The sequence below is a fragment of the Agrobacterium sp. FDAARGOS_525 genome, assembly GCF_003938925.1.
In the GTDB taxonomy this organism is placed as follows: Bacteria; Pseudomonadota; Alphaproteobacteria; order Rhizobiales; family Rhizobiaceae; genus Agrobacterium; species Agrobacterium pusense.
Genome location: NZ_RKIU01000003.1, coordinates 150680 through 167820 on the forward strand (window position 1 = coordinate 150680; position 17141 = coordinate 167820).

Genomic DNA, 17141 nt, shown 5'->3' on the forward strand with positions numbered 1-17141 from the left:
ATGCCCTGAAGACTGTTTAGCTCTCTCCCTCAACAGCCGTTAGGAAAGAGATGGCATGACTACTTTGATTTTGAAGAAAACCAGCTTGAAGAGTGCAAGTCCGGGGTCATTGCTCCGGTATGATATGGAGGGGCGTTCGTCTTACGCCATAGTCATCGAGACGGAGGTGAATTTCATAAAAGCCGTAGTCATCGGGTTGAATCATGACATGTTTGCTCTTGGAAACCTCACGCGAGACGAAGATGCATATGACCTAGGCATGGAGTGGTTCCTCGAACCTGTGGACGTGTCTAAGCCGTATGTTAAAGGGGATGAGGCGTCGAAAGAAATAGGCTTGCTGAAGTTTGATGAGAAAGGCGAGCCACTTTTGTCCGTCACTGACGTTAAGCACTACGGCGAACCTGTCTACTGGAATCTAAAATCCCGCAAGCAAGCCAGCGCAGCTTCAATTGTCCCGCTCGCCATTGGCGACTGGAAACTATGGGCGAACCACGACGAGCGCAACAGTGTCAATGGAAAGCCACTCTTTACTAAAATTAGAAAGACGGCGGATGATCAACCGGCCTCGTAGTAACGGAGCCTAGCTCCGGAAAAGCTAGGAGGATCGACACTGTCGCGTGAGATCAAGCGGGTCTCAAATATGATCCTTCCACGCCTCTCAGCAGCGGTGCCTAATCCACGCGCTGCTGACGACGGAGCACCATCGGTAAATGTTTTGGTGTCCAAAAGCTAACGCTGATTTGTCCAGAAGGCCGCGCCGCGCCACACAGGGCACTGGGCCCGTGTCCGCAATGGGCCTATTGAAACGATTATATTTGCCCGGTCAGGTCAAGCCGCTGAAAAAGCGCGAGAAATCGGCGTTTTTCTTGATAAATTCACTTTACACCCACACGCGGCTGTCGCATCCATTTGCCAGACATGTCCAGACATGTGTTTGAGTATACGCAAAAGGAGAGCCACGATGGCCAAACAGAAAGTCGCAATGCTGACCGCGGGTGGCCTTGCGCCCTGTCTCTCTTCGGCCGTGGGCGGCCTGATCGAACGATACAGCGATATAGCGCCTGAGATCGACATCATCGCTTACCGCTCCGGTTATCAGGGCGTGCTTCTGGGTGATCGCATCGAAATCAGCAAAGACATGCGGGAAAAGGCGCATCTGCTGCATCGTTACGGCGGCTCGCCGATCGGCAACAGCCGCGTCAAGCTTACCAACGCCGCCGATTGCGCCAAGCGCGGCCTCGTCAAGGAAGGCGATAATCCGCTTCGTATCGCTGCCGAGCGGCTGGCGGCCGACGGCGTCACCATTCTTCATACCATCGGCGGTGACGACACCAATACGACCGCAGCGGACCTCGCCGCCTATCTCGGCGCCAACGGCTACGACCTCACTGTCGTCGGTCTGCCGAAGACGGTGGACAATGACGTGGTTCCGATCAAGCAGTCGCTTGGCGCCTGGACGGCCGCCGAAGTCGGTGCGTCCTTCTTCGACAATGTCAGCAACGAGCAGAGCGCAGCCCCCAAAACCTTCGTTATCCACGAAGTCATGGGCCGCCATTGCGGCTGGCTGACGGCGGCCACCGCCCGTGCCTATATCCAGAAGACCAACGGCAACGAATATGTCGAAGGCCTGATGATGAACACGCAGATGAAGAACATCGACGGCATCTACCTGCCGGAAATGGCCTTCGACATCGAAGCGGAAGCCGAGCGCCTGAAGGAAATCATGGACAGACACGGCTACGTCACGCTGTTCGTCTCCGAAGGTGCCGGTCTCGATTCCATCGTCGCTGAACGCGAGGCTTCCGGCGAAGCGGTAAAGCGCGATGCCTTCGGCCATGTGAAGATCGACACGATCAATGTCGGCGGCTGGTTCCAGAAGCAGTTTGCCAGCCTCATCGGCGCAGAACGCTCCATGGTGCAGAAATCGGGCTATTTCGCCCGCTCTGCCCCCGCCAATGGCGACGATCTGCGCCTCATCCAGGGCATGGTCGATCTCGCCGTGGAAAGCGCACTCAACAAGGTCTCCGGTGTCACCGGCCACGACGAAGACCAGAATGGCAAATTGCGGACCATCGAATTTCCGCGTATCAAGGGCGGAAAGCATTTCGACCTCTCTGCCAAATGGTTTACCGAAGTGATGGAACATGTCGGTCAGCCGTTCACAGCGGCCTGATTTTACGGTAGGCTAAAATAAGACGGCGACAGGGAGGGCAAGGAGGAAGAGAATGTCTGGACAGGCCTGGCTGATTTTTTGCGCAGCATGTGCCGTGGTGTTCGCACTCCCCTCTCCCCTTGTATTTTCTGTCGCCTCTTATGCCGCCATCCGCGGCAAAAAGACGCTTTTGGCTTCCGTCAGCGGCGGCGCTCTCGGTATCGTAACCGCCATGACGATTTCAGCCATTCCTGTGGCCGGCTTTGCCTATATGCCGCAGTCTTTCGTGGAAATCGTGCAATGGGCCGGGCTCGGTTGGCTGATGCTGTTTTTCCTGTGGACTTTCGCCACTCCCGCCGCCCAGGCGGCCAATGCCGATAATGACAATCTGGCTGGCAAGTCCGGGAGCGGAACGTTCCGCGATTGTTACGCAACCGCTGCCCTGAGACCGCGCTATTTCACCTTCTTCCTGGCGCTGTTGCCGCAATTCATCTCCACCACCGGCAATGCGGTAGAGACGTTTGCCGTGGCGCAGGCCGCAGTCCTGCTCCTGGCTCTGGCCATTCTCATCGTGCAGGGGCTGTTTCCCGAATCGACTCTGGCACTAGTGCGGCGCATGTCTGGCGACAAGAAAATCCGCCAGAAGTACCGCACGCACTTCATTTCCGGCCGCGCGGTCAGCGCCGGATACAGGCGCATCGCGGCCTGAAACACTGCAAGTCGCCTCCCGGCTTGCCGCTTTCCTTACAATAGGTTAATGAAGCTCGACGGGACACTGCCTGCTTCGCTCGACGCGGGGGTATCGAAAGACAGGCATAACGAAGGCGGCAACATGCGAAATTCGGGCAAATTCCGCGGAAGAAGGACACTTCTTCTGTCTTCCACCGTGGGTCTGGCACTGGCATTGAGCGCATGCACCAGCGTCGAATATACCGCGAAGGACGGGCCGAACGGCCCTAAAATCGCAACGATAAACCCCGCGACCACTCCTGCGTCGACATCCGCGCAGCCGGCAGCGACCGAGGCCGCAGCAGCAACCCCGACAGCTGCATCGGTTCAGACCGCCGAAACCGCAGCCTCTTCTCAGGCAGCAGCACTTCCCACAGCCGTCGCCGTCAAGGGCGGACGCATGGCGCTGCCGCCGGCTTCCGAAATAGCTGCCGCCGCTGCGATCACTGCCCAGATGCAGCCGCAGCAGACCGAGGTCGCCCAAGCCGCAGTGGCGGCATCTGCACCCACCGCGGCCGCAGCACTCGCACCGGCAAGCGCCGCTCCCGCGGCGGCAGCCATCGAAACGGCGGCTGCGGCGGCCAAACCTGCCTCCCATAATGCCGCGGCCGATCTGCCGCAGGTGGTTGCCGTCAAGGGCAGCTTCCCGCCGGCACCGCCGCCGCCCGGCTCACCCTCCATCGGCACCGAACTGACGGCCGAACGCAAAGTCATTCCGCTGCCCAAGCCGGACAGCACCGTTCTCGCCTATGCCGCCGGGCCGACCAACGCCGCCCTTGCCGCCATCCGGCAGAATGAAGCGATGACCGCGCCGCTTAATACGCCACCTGCCGGACGCGAAAAATTGAGCGGGCTGATTTCCAAATACGCCAGCATGTATGATGTACCGGAAGACCTGGTTCATCGCGTGGTGCAGCGCGAAAGCCGGTATAATCCCGGCGCCTATAACAGCGGTAACTTCGGCCTGATGCAGATCAGGCACGCTACGGCACGCTCCATGGGCTTCGATGGCCCCGCCTCGGGCCTGTTCGACGCCGAAACCAATCTCAAATACGCCGTCAAATATTTACGCGGCGCATGGGTGGTGGCGGGCAACGACCGCGACAACGCCGTCAGGCTTTACGCGCGCGGTTATTATTACGATGCAAAACGCAAGGGCATGCTGCACGTTCTGCGCAAGTGATCGCCTCTGGCGTCGCTCTGAGCGCGGCGCAGCCGTTTGCCTTCCTTGAACGTCGAGCATTTTCCTTTCGCCATCCCTGGTTTTGTCCCAAGGATTTGAAAACCCCGCAAATATCAGGACGTGCAGATCCTCGGGACGAGCCCGAGGCGACGTATCCGTAGCGGCGCGAGTTGCCTCCCCATCTGTGGCTGGGGCGGTTCTTTGTGTCCCGCAGTGCCGGCCCCGTCTGGTTTTCCAGCGTCTCCATCATTCCCCACCTTCGCCCACAGCCCCTGTCATCAAACTGTAGCGTCACGGCTGTAGACGCCTCTCAATCGACTGAGAGGTGAACAAATGACGAGTGCGGCACCCAAGACCGGCTTCAGCAAGAACACGAAACTGAAGTCCGCATTGCTCCAGCACAAGGCTCTCTCGAAAAGCGGCCTCTCCGAACGGTTCTTCGGCGTTCTTTTCTCCGGCCTCGTCTATCCGCAAATCTGGGAAGATCCCGAGATCGACATGGAGGCGATGGAGCTTGGCGAAGGTCACCGTATCGTCACCATCGGTTCCGGCGGCTGCAACATGCTGGCCTATCTCTCGCGCAACCCGGCCAGCATCGACGTGGTTGACCTCAATCCGCATCACATTGCGCTGAACAAGCTGAAGCTCGCCGCCTTCCGCTATCTGCCGGCCCATCAGGACGTGGTGCGCCACTTCGGCCGCGCCAATATGCGCAGCAACAGCCACGGTTACGATCGCTTCATCGCCGAACATCTCGATGCCACGACCAAGGCTTACTGGTCGAAGCGCACGCTTTCCGGCCGTCGTCGCATTTCGGTGTTTGACAGGAACATCTATCACACCGGCCTGCTCGGACGCTTCATCGGCGCAGGCCATCTCATGGCCAGGCTGCACGGTGTGAAGCTCACCGAAATGGCCAGGGCCCGGACGCTCGAAGAACAGCGCCAGTTTTTCGACAGCAAGGTCGCGCCGCTCTTCGACAAGAAGGTGGTCCGCTGGTTGACGAAACGCAAAAGCTCCCTCTTCGGTCTCGGCATTCCGCCCCGCCAATATGACGAACTGGCAAGCCTTTCCGATGATGGCACGGTTGCCTCGGTTCTGAAGCAGCGGCTGGAAAAACTCGCCTGCAACTTTCCGCTGAGCGACAATTATTTTGCCTGGCAGGCCTTTGCACGCCGTTATCCGGAGCCGCATGAAGGCTCTTTGCCCGCCTATCTCAAGTCCGAATATTACGAGACAATCCGCAACAATACGGCGCGCGTCGCCGTGCATCACGCCACCTACACCGAGCTTCTCTCCAAAAAGCCGGCAAGCGCCGTCGACCGCTATATCCTCCTGGACGCGCAGGACTGGATGACGGATGTGCAGCTCAACGAATTGTGGTCGCAGATCAGCCGCACCGCCGCATCGGGCGCCCGCGTCATCTTCCGCACCGCAGCCGAAAAGAGCGTGATCGAAGGCCGGCTTTCCCCCGATATCCGCAATCAGTGGGTCTATCTGGAAGAGCGCTCCAGCGAGCTCAACGCCTTGGACCGCTCGGCCATTTATGGCGGTTTCCATATTTACCAGAGGGCTATGGCATGAAAACCGTCGGTGAGAATGTAAGTCTTGCAGATAGTGCACATGCGAGCCTGATGGACCGCATGTATCGCCACCAGCGGCATATCTACGATATCACCCGCAAATATTACCTTCTTGGCCGCGACCGGACCATTTCCGGCCTGAACGTACCAAAGGGCGGCACGCTCCTGGAAGTCGGCTGCGGCACCGGTCGCAACCTGCTGCTGGCCGGCCGCAGGTTTCCTGACGCCAAACTATTCGGCCTCGACATCTCCGCCGAAATGCTGCTGACCGCAGCCGAGAATTTCGCCGGCAGGGCGGAACGCCCGATTTTGCGCGTGGCCGACGCCACCGCTTTCCGCCCCGCCGAGTTCGGTCAGCCCGACGGGTTCGACCGGGTCATGATCCCGTATGCGCTGTCGATGATACCGGACTGGGAAAAGGCAGTGGAACAGGCGCTCAAGGCGCTGAAACCCGGTGGCGCGCTGCATATTGTCGATTTCGGCCAGCAGGAACAGCTGCCGAAGTGGTTCCGCACGCTCCTGCACGGCTGGCTCACGCGCTTCCATGTCACGCCCCGCGCCAATCTTCGCTATGTTCTGGCCAATATGGCAGGCCGTTTTGATGGCAACCTCGAATTTGAGGAAATCGCCCGTGGTTACGCCTGGCGGGCTGTCATTACCCTTCCGGTCACTGAAGCGCAGCAACCGAAAATCCACCGCATCCTGGCCGAGGCCTGATTCCAGAGGGCAGAACGGACCCCGCGCAGCGCCGAGGGGCGGCGTCACCGTCAAGGCTCCTGCAGCGCCTTATTCGGCGATGGATGCGCAAATCGCTTCAAAATCCAGCGACTGTCGGGTGCAAAAAGCACGTTGCCACTTGCCATATCAGTTTGTTTACCATGTTATGCGTAAATCGGGAGATACGGCGCGCCGTTTTGGCGGCCGTATAGGGGCAATATTTTCATCAGGGTTCCAATGCGGCTGCGTTTATCGGCACTATTGTCGGCTTTGCTATTGATCGGCGGCTGCACCTCCACGAGTTACGATCTGCTCGAAACCGCGTCCGTATCCAAGCCAAAATTTTCCGATACCGACCCGCAGGATTTCGGCGTCAACAACCCGCACCGCCATGAGGTGCACGGCATCGACGTGTCCAAATGGAATGGCGATGTCGACTGGCAGACCGTGCGCAAGTCGGGCGTGTCATTCGTCTTCATCAAGGCAACGGAGGGGTCGGATCGAATCGATCCGAAATTCGGCGACCATTGGCGCAGCGCCGCAGCCGCGAATATTCTGCATGCGCCTTACCACTTCTATTATTTCTGCTCGACGGCAGACGCGCAGGCCGACTGGTTCATTCGCAACGTGCCGAAGGACGCCGTTACTTTGCCACCGGTTCTCGACGTCGAGTGGAACCCTGCCTCCCCCACCTGCAAGACGCGCCCGGCTCCCGGCATCGTACGCGCCGAAATGCAGCGCTTCCTCGACCGCATCGAAGCCCATTACGGCAAACGTCCGATTATCTATACCTCGGTTGATTTCCACCGCGACAATCTCGTCGGCCAGTTCAAGGACTATCATTTCTGGGTGCGGTCCGTCGCCGCGCATCCGACGAAGATCTATGAAGACCGGCAATGGGCCTTCTGGCAATACACCGCAACAGGCGTCGTACCCGGCGTGAATGGCCCGACCGACATCAATGTCTTTGCCGGAAGCGAGAAAAACTGGCGGAAATGGATCGCTTCGGCCAAATAGGACGGCCAAGAAGCAACACTTTCCAAAATTCGGCGTTGTTCAACCACGTCAGATCGCCCGATCCGTTTTTTTGTCGCAAACATATGGGTAAAGCGGGCTAACAACCTATCGAGGAAATTCCCATGCCCACGTTCCGGTCGCGCAGCATCATCTTTGCCGCCGCTCTGTCTCTTTTGTCTTCCAGCGCAGCCCTCGCCACGCCACCGGTTGCATCGCCTGACGATCCTAAGCAGGTCGCCTGCGGTGGTGATCTCGGTACGTTTCTTGAAGGCGTCAAGGCCGATGCGCTTGCCAAGGGCATTCCGGCAGATGCGATCCAGAAGGCATTGGCGGGCGCACAGATCGACCAGAAGGTGCTATCGCGTGACCGCGCGCAGGGCGTTTTCCGCCAGACTTTCCTCGAATTCTCGCAGCGCACCGTCAGCCAGGCCCGCCTTGATATCGGCCGCAAGAAGCTGCAGGAGCTCTCCTCCACCTTCGCCCGCGCCGAAAACGAGTTCGGCGTGCCCGCTGGCGTCATTACCGCCTTCTGGGCCATGGAGACCGATTTTGGCGCCGTTCAGGGCGATTTCAACACCCGCAACGCGCTGGTAACCCTGTCGCATGATTGCCGCCGCCCGGAGCTCTTCCGTCCGCAGCTGCTCGCGCTGATCGAAATGGTTCAGCATGGCGATCTCGATCCTGCCACCAATACGGGCGCATGGGCCGGCGAAATCGGCCAGGTACAGATGCTGCCGAAGGATATCATCGCCTTCGGCGTCGATGGTGATGGTGACGGCCACATCAACGTCAAGAGCAGTGCGCCCGATGCCATTCTGACGGCTGCAAAATTCATCCAGCACCTCGGCTTCAAAAAGGGCGAACCCTGGATTCAGGAAGTTTCCCTGCCCGAGAACCTGCCCTGGGACAAATCCGGCCTTGGCGGCCCGCTGACCGCCGGCGAATGGTTTGCGCTTGGCGTCACCCCGCGCGATGGCAACAAGAACTTCGCCTCCCTTCCCGCCGCACTCATCATGCCGCAGGGCCGCAAGGGTCCGACTTTCCTCACCTATCCGAACTTCAACATCTATCTGGAATGGAACCAGTCGTTCATCTACACGACCTCGGCTTCCTATTTCGCTACCCGCCTGATGGGCGGCCCGGTCTATGACAAGGGCAACCCAGATCCCGGCTTTGATGACGCCACCATGAAGCAGCTTCAGACCAAGCTCGAAGCACGCGGCCACAATGTCGGCAAGGTGGATGGAATTCTCGGTTCTGGCACCCGCGTCGCCATCCAGAAGGAACAGCAGCGCCTCGGCATGCCGGCGGACGGCTGGCCTACGGCAGCTCTTCTACAGGCGCTTTAACCTGTCTTAACGCTGCTCTCCGGCCCTTAATCTGTCGGCCGGAATCAAGGCGGAAATCGCTAATCTCGACCGGATGACTGGGGATAAAACCCCGGTCATTTACTTTTTTTAAACATATGAAGCACTGCGTGATAAGAAAATAACCATTCATTTTCAAATAATTACGGAAATTCCTTTTTTGAGACCCTGAAAGACGTGCTGCACCGCATCACAAAAACCGCTTTTCAACTGCCACAAAACGGTCATATTATCGAAGCTGTCAACAAGAGGAGGCACCCATGGGACTTACAAAATCTCTCAATGCCTTGGCAGTCGGTTTGGCGTTTTTGTTCGTAGCGATGATGCTTTTCATCTGACGAGACGTGAAGACCAAACGCAGTGAAGAACCGTAGATGACACGAATTTAAAAAGCGCAGGCCCCGAGGGACCTGCGCTTTTTTCTGTCCGAAAATAGCCTGGCTGAAATCACGCGGCGCTGCGACGCAGACGCTCCAGGCCCAGATTTTCAAGCACGGCATCAACCAGCGGCGCGCGGTTCATGGTATAGAGGTGGAACTCACTGACGCCGCGCCGCTGGAGATCGGCGATCTGCTCGGCCGCAACCTCTGCAGCCACGCGGGCGCGGCCCTCCAGATCCTCGTCATAGCCTTCAAAACGCTCATCCAGAAACGCAGGAATGCTTGTGCCGCAGCGTCCGGCGAAACGCTTGAGCTGGGTGAGATTCTGGATCGGCATGATGCCCGGAACCACCGGAATGGTGATCCCCGCCGCCGTAACCCGTTCCATGTAACGTTCGAACACGTCATTATCGAAGAAGAACTGCGTCAGCGCCCGGGTAGCGCCATTATCCGCCTTGCGCTTCAGCATGTCGATATCAACAGCTTCACTTGCGCTTTCCGGATGCTTTTCAGGATAGGCGGAGACCGAAATCTCAAAGTCGCCCAGCTCCTTGAGGCCCTTTACCAGCGCTGCGGCGTTCTCGTAACCCTGCGGATGCGGCTGGTAAGCCGTGCCGATACCAGTGGAGGGATCACCGCGCAGCGCCACGAAATGACGAACGCCCGCATTACGGAACTCGTCGACGACCTGGTGCACCTCATCGCGGCTCGCGTCCACGCAGGTCAGATGTGCGGCCGTCGCCAGGTGGCTGTCACCGATCATCCGGCGCACCGCGTCCAGCGTCGGCGCCTTGGTGGAACCACCGGCACCGTAGGTGACGGAGACGAAATCCGGGTTCCACTTCTTGAGCTCGGCAACCGTTTCCCAGAGCTGGGTTTCCATCTCGGCGTTCTTGGGCGGGAAAAATTCGAAAGACAACCGGATGTCGCCATCACGGCGTGCGGTTTCCGACCTCAACATATCATGCCCTCCCGGAGCGAAGTAAAACCGCCTCTTGCGCCACATCGTCTGCCATCAGCAGCCGCTGGTCGCGGGCAACCCAGATCGTGACGTCCAGAGCTTCGTCGGACGCTTTTTCAGAATGCAGATCGACGGCACGCTCCAGAGAAAGCCCGGCCTTCTTCATCCACTCTTCCATCAGCGGGTGCGAGAAGCCTAGCCGCACATGCGCGTGTTCGTCGCGCAGATATTCAAAGGAATGCGGCGCAAGATCGATGACGATCAACCGACCGCCCGGACGCAGCATACGCGCGGCTTCCGAAAGGGCGATCTCCGGCTGGTCGAGAAAATGCAGCACCTGATGGATGACGATCAGATCGAAATCCTGTCCCTCAAGCGGAAGATTGAGAATATCGCCATGGCGCACGGAGGCGTTCACGACGCCCGCCTTGTCCAGATTGGCGCGTGCCACCGAAAGCATGTCGCGGCTCGCATCCACGCCGATGGCACGGCGATAAATGCCGCTCAGAAGCTGCAGGATACGGCCGGTGCCCGTGCCGAGATCGAGCAGCGAATCGACGGGCGTGGTGCCCACCAGCTTCAGCAGCGCGCCTTCCACGGCTTCGTCGCTGACATGCAGGCGACGCAGTTCGTCCCAGGCGGACGCATTACGGCTGAAATAATCCTGCGCCCGCTCCGCCCTCACCCGCTTGACGGCGGCCAGTCGCTCACTGTCACGCTGAAGAACCGCGTCGGAAGGCGAGGCCGCTGCAAGCAACTGCCGAACGACACCCGCAGGCTCGCCATCCTGCCGCAAGCGAAAATAGGCCCACGCACCTTCCTGATAACGCTCGATCAGCCCCTCTTCCGTCAAAAGCTTGAGGTGACGGGAGATACGCGGCTGCGACTGGCCAAGGATTTCCGTAAGGTCGGTCACCGTCAGATCGCCGGCCGAAAGAAGCGCCAGCAACCGGAAGCGCGTCGGCTCACCCGCCGCCTTCAGGAGATCCACCAATTTGTCCAGACCGAACGCCACTCTGCCGCGCCTCGCAAGCTAATCAAGATATAAAGATATCTTTATGTCGATGTGGCGCGAGATGCAAGCGCAAAGTGCCGCGCGAGACGATCATCTCCACTTATTACACGGAAAAAGGCCCGCTTTGCGGCGGGCCTTTTTTGAAGTTATGACAAACGGATCAGCGTGTCAGACGCTTGTAGCTCACGCGGCCGGGCTTGATGCTTTCCGGGCCGAGGCGACGGACCTTGTCCTTTTCGTAGTCTTCAAAGTTGCCTTCGAACCATTCCACGTGGCTGTCACCCTCGAAAGCGAGAATGTGGGTCGCGAGGCGGTCCAGGAACATGCGGTCGTGGCTGATGATAACGGCGCAACCGGCGAAGGCTTCCAGCGCTTCTTCGAGCGCCGCCAGCGTTTCCGTATCAAGGTCGTTGGTCGGTTCGTCGAGCAGCAGTACGTTGCCGCCCGCCTTCAGCATCTTGGCAAGGTGCACGCGGTTGCGCTGACCACCCGAGAGGTTGCCGACCTTCTGTTGCTGATCGCCGCCCTTGAAGTTGAAGGCGCCGCAATAGGCGCGCGAGTTCACTTCGAACTTGCCGAGCTTGATGATGTCGTTGCCGCCGGAGATTTCTTCCCACACGGTCTTGTCACCCGCCAGCGCGTCACGGCTCTGGTCGACGTAACCGAGCTGAACGGTGTCACCAACAGTCACCGAGCCGCTATCAGGCTTTTCCTGACCGGTGATCATTTTGAACAACGTCGTCTTACCGGCGCCGTTCGGGCCGATGACGCCCACAATACCGCCCGGGGGCAGCTTGAAGGACAGGTTCTCAATCAGCACGCGGTCGCCATAGGATTTGGTGAGGTTCTCAGCCTCGATGACGACGCGGCCCAGACGCTCGGCGACCGGAATGACGATCTGCGCATCGCCGGGACGGCGGTTTTCCGCTGCTTCCACCAGCTCGTCATAGGCCTTGATACGCGCCTTGGACTTCGTCTGGCGGGCCTTGGGGCTGGAGGCGATCCATTCCTGTTCGCGGCTGATGGCCTTCTGACGCGAAGCATCTTCGCGGGCTTCCTGCTGCATGCGCTTGGCTTTCGCCTGCAGATAAGCGGAGTAATTGCCCTCGTAAGGAATGCCGCGACCACGATCGAGCTCGAGAATCCAGCCCGTCACGTTGTCGAGGAAGTAGCGGTCGTGGGTGATCATCATCACGGCGCCGGGATAGTCGCGCAGGTGCTTTTCGAGCCAGGCGATGGTTTCAGCGTCCAGATGGTTGGTCGGTTCGTCGAGCAGCAGCAGGTCCGGCTGCGACAGCAGCAAACGGCACAGTGCCACGCGGCGGCGCTCACCACCCGAAAGGCCGGTCACCGGCGAATCGCCGGGCGGGCAGCGCAGGGCGTCCATGGCCATTTCGACCTGATTTTCGAGGTCCCACAGGTTCTGGCTGTCGATGATGTCCTGAAGCTTCGCGCCCTCTTCCGCCGTTTCGTCGGAATAGTTCATCATCAGCTCGTTGTAGCGGTCAACGATCGCCGTCTTGCTCGCCACGCCTTCCATGACGTTTTGCATCACGGTCTTGTTTTCGTCGAGCTTCGGCTCCTGCTCGAGATAACCGAGCGTCGCACCTTCAGCGAGCCAGGCCTCACCGGTATATTCCTTGTCAAGGCCGGCCATGATCTTGAGAACGGTCGACTTACCCGCGCCGTTCGGGCCGAGGATACCGATCTTGGCGTCAGGGTAGAAGGAGAGATGCACATTCTCCAGAACCTTCTTCGCGCCATAGGACTTGTTCAGCCCAGCCATGTGATAGATGAATTGACGTGCCATTGTAGCGAATGCTCCACATCGGATTTTTAAGAGTACGTATCGGGAAATTTGCCGCTATGTAGGGTAAATAGGACCTTGGGGCAACCTCTGGCACGATTATGACCCCATGATTATGACACGCTGCGCGATGAGACGACGGGTGCGACGATGAATGAGACGACCGATAACTTCGCATTCAGCCGGATTGAGAGGCTGGAAGCCCCTTCTGGCGCATCCATCGCCTTCCGTCATCAACCTTCCGCCCTTGCTCCCGCCCGCGGCGTGCTGATGATCTGCCACGGCCTTGTGGAACATGCCGGCCGTTACCGCCGTTTTGCCGACGTCATGTCGCAGCAGGGTTTCGAGGTCTATGCCCACGACCATCGCGGCCACGGTCGCACGAAAGCAGCGGATGCGCCTCTTGGCCGCTTTGCCTGGAAGGATGGCGCGGACAAGGTCGTGGCCGACGTCATGGCGATGCGCCGGCTGGCCGGCGAGCGGCATCCCGGCCTGCCGGTGATCCTGTTCGGCCACTCCATGGGGGGCCTCGTGGCGCTCAATACCGCTGTCAGTTACCCCGACCCCTTCGATGGTCTGTCGATCTGGAATTCCAATCTCAATCCCGGTCTTATGGGCCGTTTCGCGCAGATTGTGTTGCGGCTGGAAAAAATGCTGAAAGGCTCGGATGTGCCGAGCGCCATCCTGCCGAAAGCCACTTTCCGCGCCTGGAACGCGAAAATGCCGGAAAAGCGCACCCATGCGGACTGGCTGAGCCACGACAAGGCGGCGGTGGACGCCTATGTGGAAGACCCGCTCTGCCAGTTCGAGGCGAGCGTTTCTCTCTGGCAGGATGTCTTTGCACTCTCCTATCGCGGCCCGAAACTTATCGAGCGTCTGCCGAAGGCTTTGCCGCTTTTGCTGGTGAGCGGTGATGAGGACGCCGCCACCAATGACGGCAGGGAGATCGTGTGGCTTGCCGAACGTTTCCGGGAGGCGGGCTTCAGCCATGTCGAGCACACGATTTACAAGGGCATGCGGCACGAAACCCTGAACGAAATCGGCTGGCAGCCCGTCGTAGCGGATTTCGCCGCCTGGTGCGGCCGCGTCGTGGATGACAGCAAAACGCCCTCCCCGTCATTCCGGCCTTGAGCCGGAATGACGGAATTAGGGGACTCTCAAAATACCGAATGTCGAAGCTGCCGTGTCAGCCCCAGTTTAGTGCCGTTCCAAAACGGAATAAGTCCATGAGATAAAATCACATGCGACGCGGCAAGCAGCGGTCTATAAACCGGCAGACACCAAGTACCGGGGGATAGATGACCGACAAGCCGAACAGGAAACCGCCGCTATCGGGCATCCGCGTCATCGAATTGGCGCGTGTTCTCGCCGGTCCCTGGGCGGGGCAGATGCTGGCCGATATGGGCGCAGACGTTATCAAGGTCGAAAACCCCGAAGGCGGCGATGATACACGCGCATGGGGACCGCCCTTCGTTGAGAGCAATGACGGAGAAAACCTCTCCGCCGCCTATTACCACGCCACCAATCGCGGCAAACGCTCCATCGTCGCCGATCTCAAAACACCCGAGGGCTGCGAACTGGTGCGCCGGCTGGTGCGCACCGCCGATGTCGTCATCGAGAATTTCAAGCGCGGCGGACTTGCAAAATATGGCCTCGATTACGAAAGCCTCAGGGCGCTCAATCCGAAGCTAATCTATTGCTCCATCACCGGCTTCGGCCAGACCGGGCCCTATGCCGATCTCGCCGGATACGATTATATCGTGCAGGGCATGTCCGGCTTCATGTCGATTACGGGCGAAGCCGACGGACAGCCGATGAAGGCGGGCGTGGCGGTTGCCGATATCTTCACCGGCATCTATTCCGTATCGGCCATTCAGGCGGCCCTGATCCACGCCATTCGATCTGGCGAAGGCCAGCATATCGACATGGCGCTTCTCGATGTGCAATCGGCCGTTCTCGCCAACCAGAACATGAATTACCTGATCTCCGGCAGGCCTCCCGTCCGGCTCGGCAACGCCCACCCGAATATCTCCCCCTATGAGGTGGTGCCAACGGCCGACGGCTTCCTGATCCTCGCGGTCGGCAATGACGGTCAGTTCCGCCGCCTCTGCAATATCCTCGGCATCGGCTCGATCGCCGATGACGAACGTTACGCGACAAACAAGGCCCGCGTGGCGCATAAGGTCGAGGTGCGGCAGATCATTTCCACGGAGACGCTGAAATGGCAGAAGCGCGATCTTCTGACCGCCTGCGAGAAGAACGCCGTCCCCGCCGGACCGATTAATTCCATCGAGGAAATGTTCGCGGATCCGCAGGTGAAGGCACGCGGCCTCCGTATCGATCTGGAAGCGGAAGACGGCACTGTCATCCCCGGTGTCCGCACACCCATTATCATGTCTCAGACGCCGCTGCGTTATGAACGCCCGAGCCCTAAGCTCGGCGAACATCAGGCGCAGGTGCTGGCCGAACTGGAAAACATCGAAAGGACCACGACGCCATGACTGCAGCCGGAATGAAAAGAACAGGCGGGCAATTGATCGTCGAAGCGCTGAAGGCCAATGGTGTCTCCCGCGTTTCCTGCGTTCCGGGCGAAAGCTATCTGGCCGTTCTGGATGCGCTTTATGAAAGCGGCATCGAAACCGTGGTCTGCCGTCAGGAAGGCGGCGCAGCCATGATGGCCGATACCTGGGGGCGGCTGACGGGCGAGCCTGGCATCTGCATGGTGACCCGTGGCCCCGGTGCCACAAATGCTTCGGCCGGTCTGCACATTGCAAGGCAGGATTCCATTCCGATGATCCTGTTCATCGGTCAGGTGCAGCGGGATGCCCGCGAGCGCGAGGCCTTTCAGGAAGTGGAATATCGCCGCGCCTTTACCGAATTCGCAAAATGGGTGGGCGAGATCGATGATGCCCGCCGCATTCCCGAATTCGTTACCCGCGCTTTTGCCGTCGCCACTTCCGGCCGCCCCGGCCCCGTGGTGCTGACGCTGCCCGAAGACATGCTGGTGGAAGAGGTCGAAGCTCCCGAGGCAAAGCCCTATACGCCCGTCGAGGCACATCCAGGCCTGTCGCAAATGGCCGCCTTCGCCAAAATGCTGGGCGAGGCAAAACGCCCGGTCTTCATCGCCGGCGGCACCCGCTGGTCCGAGGAAAGCGTCACGGGCTTCAAGGCTTTTGCGGAAAAGCACAAACTTCCCGTGGGCTGTTCATTCCGCCGCCAGATGCTGTTTGATCATCTGAGCCCCTCCTACGCAGGCGATGTCGGCATCGGCATCAACCCGGCACTGGCCAGGGAAATCAAGGAAGCCGACCTCGTGGTGCTGCTCGGTGGCCGCCTCTCCGAAATGCCCTCCTCCGGTTATACGCTGCTCGATATTCCCTACCCGTCGCAGAAGCTCATCCATATCTATCCGGAGGCGGAAGAGCTTGGCCGCGTCTATCGGCCGGACCTCGCTATCTGCGCCTCCCCGAACGATTTCGTTGCCGCCCTTGCCTCCATCGATCTTGCCGGCAATGCCGCCTGGGCCGATCGCACGGCCTCAATGCATGAGGCCTATCTCAAATGGTCAACGGCGCCGCAGACAGGCCCCGGCGCCGTGCAGATGGGTCCGATCATGGACTGGATCGAGGCGAACGTTGCTGAAGACGCCATCTTCACCAATGGCGCCGGCAATTACGCCACCTGGCTGCACCGCTTCCACCGCTTCCGCCGTTTCCACACGCAATCGGCCCCGACATCAGGTTCCATGGGTTACGGCCTGCCGGCGGCGGTGGCCGCCAAGCACCTGTTCCCGGAGCGCGAGGTGATCTGCTTTGCCGGTGACGGTTGCTTCATGATGCACGGGCAGGAATTCATCACCGCCGTGCGTTACGGGCTGCCAATCATCACCGTGCTGGTCAATAACGGCACCTATGGCACGATCCGCATGCATCAGGAGCGGGAATATCCCGGTCGTGTCAGCGGCACCGATCTCGTCAATCCGGATTTCAACGCCTTTGCCAAAGCCTATGGCGGACACGGCGAAACGGTAGAAAGAACGCAAGACTTCGCCGCCGCCTTCGAACGGGCACGGGCAAGCGGCAAACCGGCGATCATCGAGGTGAAGCTGGATGCGGAAGCGATCACGCCGACGCGTACCCTGACGCAGATCAGAACCCGAAGCTGATTACGCGCATGGACATGGCTTCGGCATGGTGTAAATCCTGACTGTGACTCACAGCTTAGGAAACG

At 59.5% G+C, this 17141-nt stretch carries 14 protein-coding genes; 11 read left to right on the forward strand and 3 right to left on the reverse strand.

Annotated elements, in window-relative coordinates; translation table 11 throughout:
* The first annotated feature begins 55 nt into the window (after positions 1 to 55).
* The 8 genes from EGT36_RS01960 (at position 56) to EGT36_RS01995 (ending at position 8730) form a co-directional block, all read left to right on the forward strand.
* Entirely contained in the window at positions 56 to 571 is a 516-nt protein-coding gene (locus tag EGT36_RS01960) for a hypothetical protein (RefSeq protein WP_125270015.1), read from the forward strand.
* A 390-nt stretch (positions 572 to 961) separates the two neighbouring features.
* A complete protein-coding gene (locus EGT36_RS01965; protein WP_037089871.1) occupies positions 962 to 2173 on the forward strand; it encodes a pyrophosphate--fructose-6-phosphate 1-phosphotransferase in 1212 nt (403 codons plus the stop codon).
* 52 nt (positions 2174 to 2225) lie between these two features.
* Positions 2226 to 2861, forward strand: coding sequence for a LysE family translocator (locus EGT36_RS01970; RefSeq protein WP_022556608.1), 636 nt, complete (start codon positions 2226 to 2228; stop codon positions 2859 to 2861).
* 123 nt (positions 2862 to 2984) lie between these two features.
* Positions 2985 to 4064 carry a lytic transglycosylase domain-containing protein gene (locus tag EGT36_RS01975; RefSeq protein ID WP_037089975.1) on the forward strand — a complete coding sequence of 360 codons (1080 nt, stop codon included), beginning with the start codon at positions 2985 to 2987 and terminating at the stop codon, positions 4062 to 4064.
* 333 nt (positions 4065 to 4397) lie between these two features.
* On the forward strand, positions 4398 to 5648 hold the full coding sequence (locus EGT36_RS01980; RefSeq protein ID WP_125270016.1) for a BtaA family protein: 1251 nt from the start codon (positions 4398 to 4400) through the stop codon (positions 5646 to 5648).
* Positions 5645 to 6364, forward strand: coding sequence for a class I SAM-dependent methyltransferase (locus EGT36_RS01985; RefSeq protein WP_037089868.1), 720 nt, complete (start codon positions 5645 to 5647; stop codon positions 6362 to 6364). Before EGT36_RS01980 ends, EGT36_RS01985 begins: the two co-directional genes overlap by 4 nt.
* A gap of 237 nt (positions 6365 to 6601) precedes the next feature.
* Complete coding sequence (locus tag EGT36_RS01990) at positions 6602 to 7381, forward strand: glycoside hydrolase family 25 protein (protein WP_004442823.1); 780 nt, start codon at positions 6602 to 6604, stop codon at positions 7379 to 7381.
* Between the two features lie 122 nt (positions 7382 to 7503).
* Positions 7504 to 8730: a lytic murein transglycosylase gene (locus EGT36_RS01995; protein ID WP_125270017.1), complete on the forward strand. Its 1227-nt coding sequence runs from the start codon at positions 7504 to 7506 to the stop codon at positions 8728 to 8730.
* 465 nt (positions 8731 to 9195) lie between these two features.
* On the opposite strand, the gene metF is transcribed toward EGT36_RS01995, so the two are convergent.
* The 3 genes from metF to ettA all read right to left on the reverse strand — a co-directional run bounded on the left by metF (position 9196) and on the right by ettA (position 12914).
* Positions 9196 to 10089 (reverse strand): methylenetetrahydrofolate reductase [NAD(P)H], encoded by an 894-nt coding sequence (metF, locus tag EGT36_RS02000; protein WP_037089864.1) that lies wholly within the window; start codon positions 10087 to 10089, stop codon positions 9196 to 9198.
* A 1-nt stretch (position 10090) separates the two neighbouring features.
* Positions 10091 to 11104 (reverse strand): ArsR/SmtB family transcription factor, encoded by a 1014-nt coding sequence (locus EGT36_RS02005; protein ID WP_004442828.1) that lies wholly within the window; start codon positions 11102 to 11104, stop codon positions 10091 to 10093.
* 160 nt (positions 11105 to 11264) lie between these two features.
* Positions 11265 to 12914 carry an energy-dependent translational throttle protein EttA gene (ettA, locus tag EGT36_RS02010; protein ID WP_004442830.1) on the reverse strand — a complete coding sequence of 550 codons (1650 nt, stop codon included), beginning with the start codon at positions 12912 to 12914 and terminating at the stop codon, positions 11265 to 11267.
* Positions 12915 to 13061: 147 nt separating this feature from the next.
* Here ettA and EGT36_RS02015 point away from each other — a divergent pair, with 147 nt between their 5' ends.
* The 3 genes from EGT36_RS02015 to EGT36_RS02025 all read left to right on the forward strand — a co-directional run bounded on the left by EGT36_RS02015 (position 13062) and on the right by EGT36_RS02025 (position 17076).
* Positions 13062 to 14042 carry an alpha/beta hydrolase gene (locus tag EGT36_RS02015; RefSeq protein ID WP_037089860.1) on the forward strand — a complete coding sequence of 327 codons (981 nt, stop codon included), beginning with the start codon at positions 13062 to 13064 and terminating at the stop codon, positions 14040 to 14042.
* A gap of 167 nt (positions 14043 to 14209) precedes the next feature.
* Positions 14210 to 15412 (forward strand): succinate--glutarate CoA-transferase, encoded by a 1203-nt coding sequence (gene caiB, locus EGT36_RS02020; RefSeq protein WP_037089857.1) that lies wholly within the window; start codon positions 14210 to 14212, stop codon positions 15410 to 15412.
* Complete coding sequence (locus EGT36_RS02025; protein WP_172965616.1) at positions 15409 to 17076, forward strand: thiamine pyrophosphate-binding protein; 1668 nt, start codon at positions 15409 to 15411, stop codon at positions 17074 to 17076. The genes caiB and EGT36_RS02025 overlap by 4 nt, the downstream gene beginning before the upstream one ends.
* The last annotated feature ends 65 nt before the right edge of the window (positions 17077 to 17141 follow it).